Consider the following 5736-nt stretch of genomic DNA (forward strand, 5'->3'; position numbering starts at 1 on the left):
CGCTTGGCCTCCGACTTGGTATACAGCAGCAAGTTCTTCTTTTTTGACATCGCCCTGCTGCATACCGATTGCTTCATGCAAATCCGGGTCGAAAGCATCGCCTTCTTTACCGAATGAAACGAGGTTGTATTTATTTTCAAGCATGCTGACGAGCGATTTGTTAATCATGCGGATTCCGTCAGCAATTGATTTTGCATCTTTTGCATCTTTGGCAGCATCGAGGGTGCGGTCAAAATTGTCGAGGGAGTCAAGCAAATCTTTAAGAAGGTTTGCGTTTCCGTAATCGAATGCATCCTGTTTTTCCTGCATCATGCGCTTTCTGTAGTTGTCGAAATCGGCAGCACGGCGCAAAAGCTGATCTTTGAGGTCTGCATTTTCGGCTTCAAGTTCAGCGATTCGTTCTTCAGGTGTCTTTTCTTTTGAAGCCTCTTCTTTTGAATCAGCAGAATCTCCGGATTTTTCGGCAGATTCGGCATTTTTAGCTTCGTCAGCTGGAGAATCAGAAGTCTGTCCGGCCTCTTTCTGCTCAGATTCGTTTACAGCTTCTTTTTCTTCGTTCTGTTTCTCTTTGTTTTCTTTCATGAATTACTTCCTGCAATTTTGTTGGAAAATTCTTTTGTCATAAATAAAGATAGTAAAATCTATCAAAAATCGTCAATAAAAAAAAGTGATTTTAAAAAAAACATTTAACAGTACCGCCAGTCAGCACCATCTTCACCCATAAAAATTTTTACAGTGCTGTTTTCCATGAAAGAATTTTCAAAAAAAGACGGAATATCCATTGCAGCCCCGGAAAGAAGCTCATCAGGATTGTAAGAAAGTTCGATTTTAGATTCTTCTCCCTCGCCGAAACATCTTGAAAAGGCTCCGTTCAGGCGGACTACATTGCTTACAACTTCAAAATACTGCATTTTGTTTTTTTCTTCGTATTTAAATTTTAAGAAAGCAAGCTGCATTTTTTCGATTTCAGCATGCTTTGCTTCGGCAGGATTCCAACCGGAAGCAAGCGAGCAGTTGTTGATTTTCTGCCATTCCGCGAAGTCCTGGAAGAATTTTGAGGGAGACATTTTTAAAGGCTCTAAAACAGACAAAAACCAGGTAACGGCCCTTCCGTATGTGTAAAAAACAGAAACGGCAAAAGCCATCTCCCGGCACATTTTGATATCCTGAGTTGAAAAAGTTGCCGTAGATTTTGGTAAAGTCACTGAAGATTTTAAATCAGGCTCAAGCTGAGGAAAATCTATGTGGTTCGGATAAAGCGAAAGTGCAAAATCAAGCCTGTCGCGGAAAGCTTTTACACTGTCAGCCGGTACAGAAGCAAAATTAATATCAAAACCAAAGACAAGCCCAAGAGTGTTGAGCATCTGCGCACGCCGGGAAAAGAATTTTTTGTCAAAAAGATAAGCACCGCTCTTACTAAGGCCTTCAAAAGGAATTTCAAGGGTGCAGTAGAGATTTGAACAGGCTTTGCACACATCCATATCAAGCAGTTCAGCCCTGACAGGAAGCGTAAGAAAAACATTGCCCGCCTTTTCACCGAAAACCTGCAGAAAATGAAGCAGTTTTCCTTTATGCGAAAGAATTTCTTCGTCCTGCAGAGTAAATTCAGTAATTTTCTGCGAAGCGAACGAAGAAAGAGAAGCTTCTAGATTTGCTGAAGAAAATTTAATCAAATCGGACATAATAAAAAAAATCACACGGAGAATCCGCTACGCTGTTCGGGCTAACGCCCTCACTTCTCACAGAAAAAGCTTTTACCCACAACGGCGTTAGTCGCGTTGCGTTAGCACAGACTGTTACACACAAAACAAACCGTGTGACAGTCTCATTTTTACAGAAGATTAATTCCGGCTTTTTGGCATTCCTCTTTCATTGAATCCGGCCACATTGAAACCTGAATTTCACCGATGTGTGCCTTGCGCAAAAAGAACATGCACAGCCGGCTCTGACCGATACCGCCGCCCATTGTGTAGGAAAGCTCACCGTTCAAAAGGCGTTTGTGAAATTCAAGGTTTGCGCGCTCAGGACAGCCACGTTCTTCCAGCTGAAGTTTGAGCGATTCCGGGCTTACACGGATACCCATTGAAGAAAGCTCAAATGACTGCTTTAAAACAGGATTCCAGACAAGAAGGTCTCCGTTTAAACCTTTGTGACCGTTTTCTGAATCACTAATCCAGTCGTCATAGTCAGGAGCACGTCCGTCGTGAATTGAACCGTCAGGCAATTTTCCGCCGATACCGATTAAGAAAACAGCACCGTATTTTTCGCAAACCTTGTTTTCGCGCTCTTTTGGAGTAAGATTCGGATATTCTTTCTGCAAATCGTCTGCAAAAAGGAAAGTAATTTCTTCAGGAAGGCACGGCTTAATCTGTTCGTAGCGGTCGTAAATAAAAAATTCTGTGCGTTTAAGGCAGGCATAGATTTTTTTGACTGCACTTTTAAGATATTCGATTGTACGGTCCTCTTTTTTAATGCATTCACACCAGTCCCACTGGTCAACATAAAGTGAGTGAATGTTGTCCAGATCTTCGTCGGCACGAATAGCGTTCATGTCAGTATAGATACCAAAACCAGGAGCAAGCTTCATTTCAGATACCTTTACGCGCTTCCATTTTGCAAGTGAGTGAACGATTTCCATCTGGGCATCATTCATGTCTTTTACAGGAAATTTTACAGCACGCTCAACACCGTTTAAGTCGTCATTCAAACCTTTTCCGCTCTGAACAAAAAGTGGTGCGGTGACTCGGGTAAGATTGAGGGCTGTTGAAAGCTGAGTCTGGAAGAAATCTTTAATCATTACGATTGCATGCTCTGTCTCTTTTTCCTGGAGAAGAGATTTATAGCCTTGTGGTTTTATCAAACTTGACATATTGTGCCTCTGTTTTTAATCAGAATTTTATTTGAATTATTCTATAAAAAAACAGATTTTTTTTCCACTAAAACTTAAATGTCTTTCTCTGAACAGGACTCATTCCAATTTCACGGCAGACAGCAATATGGGCAGCTGTAGGATAACCTTTATGTTTTGCATAACCGTACTGCGGATAAAGCCTGTCAAAATCAACCATAATTTTATCGCGTTCAACCTTAGCTATGATACTTGCGGCCATTACTTCAGGATATTTTCCGTCAGCTTTAGGTTCACAGCGGCACTGACATGGCACATCTGGACAAGAAGTTCCATCGGTAATTGCAGAAATAATTTTATCCAAATCAGTTTCTTCATGTTCTATTCCCTGAGCTGCAAGCCATTCAGGAAGTTTTGCTTTCATCATTTCATAAGCAATTTTCATTGCATACATACTTGCACGCAGGATATTCATCTGATCGATTGTTTCGTGATCAACTATTCCAAGTCCCCAGCAGGCCTTTTCCATAATAAGTTTTTCAGCAGCTTCACGCTTTTTTTCCGACAGTTTTTTAGAATCATTTAAAATTTCTACAGGAAAATCTTCAGGTAAAATTACACATCCTGCAGTTACAGGTCCTGCTAAAGGTCCCCTTCCGGCTTCATCAAATCCGCATATCAATTTAAGCATACTAAAATCCTTCAGAAATATTATTTTTATCTTCAACTACGAGTGAATTTTCATCTTTCCAGACAGGGCTGACACCTTTCTTCTTTTTGTCAAAATCTCCTCTATACCAGTTACCATTTAAACGAAGATTCGTACCAGTTGATTCGATAATTCTTCCTAAATGTGCAGAAACCTTACATTCAGAAGAATTCATTTCAAACATTCCGCCGGAAACGCTGAAATTTACAGCAGTTTCTGCAAGAGAAGCAAAATGACTGTTTTTCAAAAGAAGCTTTGAATCAACGCCGGAAATTCCACAGGCATAATTTACAGACTGAACAGTAAGCCCGGAATTTATAAAATTAATTACAGAAGCATGAGATGTAAAGGCAGTGCCGGAATAGTCAAAATTAACCATAAGCTCACAGCCTTCAAAATTCGCAACTGAATTTTCGAGTATAAAAAAACGGGAATCCGAAGAAACTGAACGTGGCAACTGCTTTTCCAGAACACAATTATGAATATCAAAACTTGCACTTCTAACTGTAATAAAAGTTGAAGGACTAAAAACAAACTGAGTATTTTCATCTACAGCTGTGAACGAGCAGTTTGAAGAAATTATACACTCTCCTTTAGGCAGCACAACATTTCCCTTAACAAAAAAGTGAGCAAAGCGGCCTTCATTTATAACTTTCAGAACCTGTTCAAAGGAAGTATACGGATTATTTCTGCTGCCATCACACATCTCTGAAAATGGAGCTGTTGCATCAAGAAAATAGTTAAATTCATCAATTATGACTTTATACTCTGAGATTTCACTTTTATTCTGAAACGGATCTACCGCATAAGAAACAACTTTGTAATAAACGGCAGAATCAGTTCCCGCCCTCAAAAACAGCGGTCTGTTCGAATAGGAAAGATATTTTGACAAAGGAATTTCATCTATAAGGGTTTCAGGTTCAAGATAGGAATTTGTTTTTACTGCATATGGACCTGAAACCGAATAATATACTTCAGCATCTTTTTCGCTCTTTATTGAAAGAGAGATATCATTTCTGGCATAGAAGCCCTGTTCACTTGGAATAAATTCCGGCGGTAAAGGTGGCTGCCTGTCAACAATATAATCGGAAGTAAGATTTCCCTGATAAACACCGTCACAATAAAAAGCAAAGACTGCATTACCGCTGATACAGTCGCCTTCAAAGGTATCAAAGGTAAGAGTAGTAAAAACTCCGGAATTTTCATACACCTCACCAGAAACCCCGCTTTTTAAAACTTCCATTCTGTAACGCAGGTCTCCGTCAATGGAAAAAACTACCGAGCCGTTATAATACTCCTTTTTTAGTTCTGGCTTTGGTACAAGCACAAACGACTGTACCGGATTTCCTTTTTCGTAGGCAACACTCTGCCAGTAAATTATATGAGTTTTTGAACGGTCAAGCTTTACAGGCAGAGTAGAAGCAGACCACATTCCGTTATCAATACACCATATAAGATTTTTTCCTGTAAAACGGAAAGTTTCCCAGTCATCAATTTCAAAAGGAACTGAAAATTTTGCAAAAAGACCGGCTTCACCGCCAGAAAGATGAATTACAAAACGCCAGTTATGATTTTTATCAGATACAATACACGGAATATAACGGGAAAGTTTATTATCAGCAGAAACTGAAAGAGCAGAACCTTTTAGAAATGGTTTTTCACCGTCACCGATTTTAAAAAAAAGCGTTTCAGGAATATAAATAACATTATCACTGGAACACATAAGAACACTTTCTGAAATCAAAGAATCAATGAATTTTTTTTCCGCAGTTCCTTCTTTAAACGGATTACCATCTTCTGCAACAGAATAATTTATTTCATACTGCTCTTTTTTTTCACCATTTACAACAACAATTCTTACAGAAACCTCACCTGCAGCATCAATTAAAACAGGACCGTCATATGCAAAGCCAGAACTGAGAGGATTTGTATTTGTATACGAATAATATGCTTCAGAACCGTCGCTTAAATCAAGAATAAGACACTGCCTGTTCGAGAATTTCCCCTCTACAGGCGAAATTATTCTCTGTGAAAAAGCAGCCGTCAATGAGAAAAACAGAATAAAAGCAGCAGAAAAAAGTTTTTTCATTTTTTTGAATTACAGAAATTCTCCGAGAACAGAACGCAGTTCTTCGTCCTGTTTATAATAATTCTGCTCAAGTTCTTCCTTTGAAAGACC

Annotated in this window: 5 protein-coding genes; all 5 read right to left on the reverse strand. The window is 39.3% G+C overall.

Translation table 11 applies throughout. The features are described from left to right. Window positions 1–582 (reverse strand): nucleotide exchange factor GrpE (locus ACKI5B_RS09995; protein WP_407428316.1); only part of this gene is annotated, 582 nt, incomplete at its 3' end. 104 nt (window positions 583–686) lie between these two features. Continuing rightward, on the reverse strand, window positions 687–1673 hold the full coding sequence (locus ACKI5B_RS10000) for a hypothetical protein (protein ID WP_407428318.1): 987 nt from the start codon (window positions 1671–1673) through the stop codon (window positions 687–689). Between the two features lie 158 nt (window positions 1674–1831). Next, window positions 1832–2869, reverse strand: coding sequence for an aspartate--ammonia ligase (gene asnA, locus ACKI5B_RS10005; RefSeq protein ID WP_407428320.1), 1038 nt, complete (start codon window positions 2867–2869; stop codon window positions 1832–1834). A 67-nt stretch (window positions 2870–2936) separates the two neighbouring features. Then, window positions 2937–3539 (reverse strand): ribonuclease HII, encoded by a 603-nt coding sequence (locus tag ACKI5B_RS10010; RefSeq protein WP_407428322.1) that lies wholly within the window; start codon window positions 3537–3539, stop codon window positions 2937–2939. A gap of 1 nt (window position 3540) precedes the next feature. Continuing rightward, window positions 3541–5646: a hypothetical protein gene (locus ACKI5B_RS10015; RefSeq protein WP_407428324.1), complete on the reverse strand. Its 2106-nt coding sequence runs from the start codon at window positions 5644–5646 to the stop codon at window positions 3541–3543. Between the last annotated feature and the right edge of the window lie 90 nt (window positions 5647–5736).

It is taken from the genome of Treponema sp., assembly GCF_045657965.1.
In the GTDB taxonomy this organism is placed as follows: Bacteria; Spirochaetota; Spirochaetia; order Treponematales; family Treponemataceae; genus Treponema_D.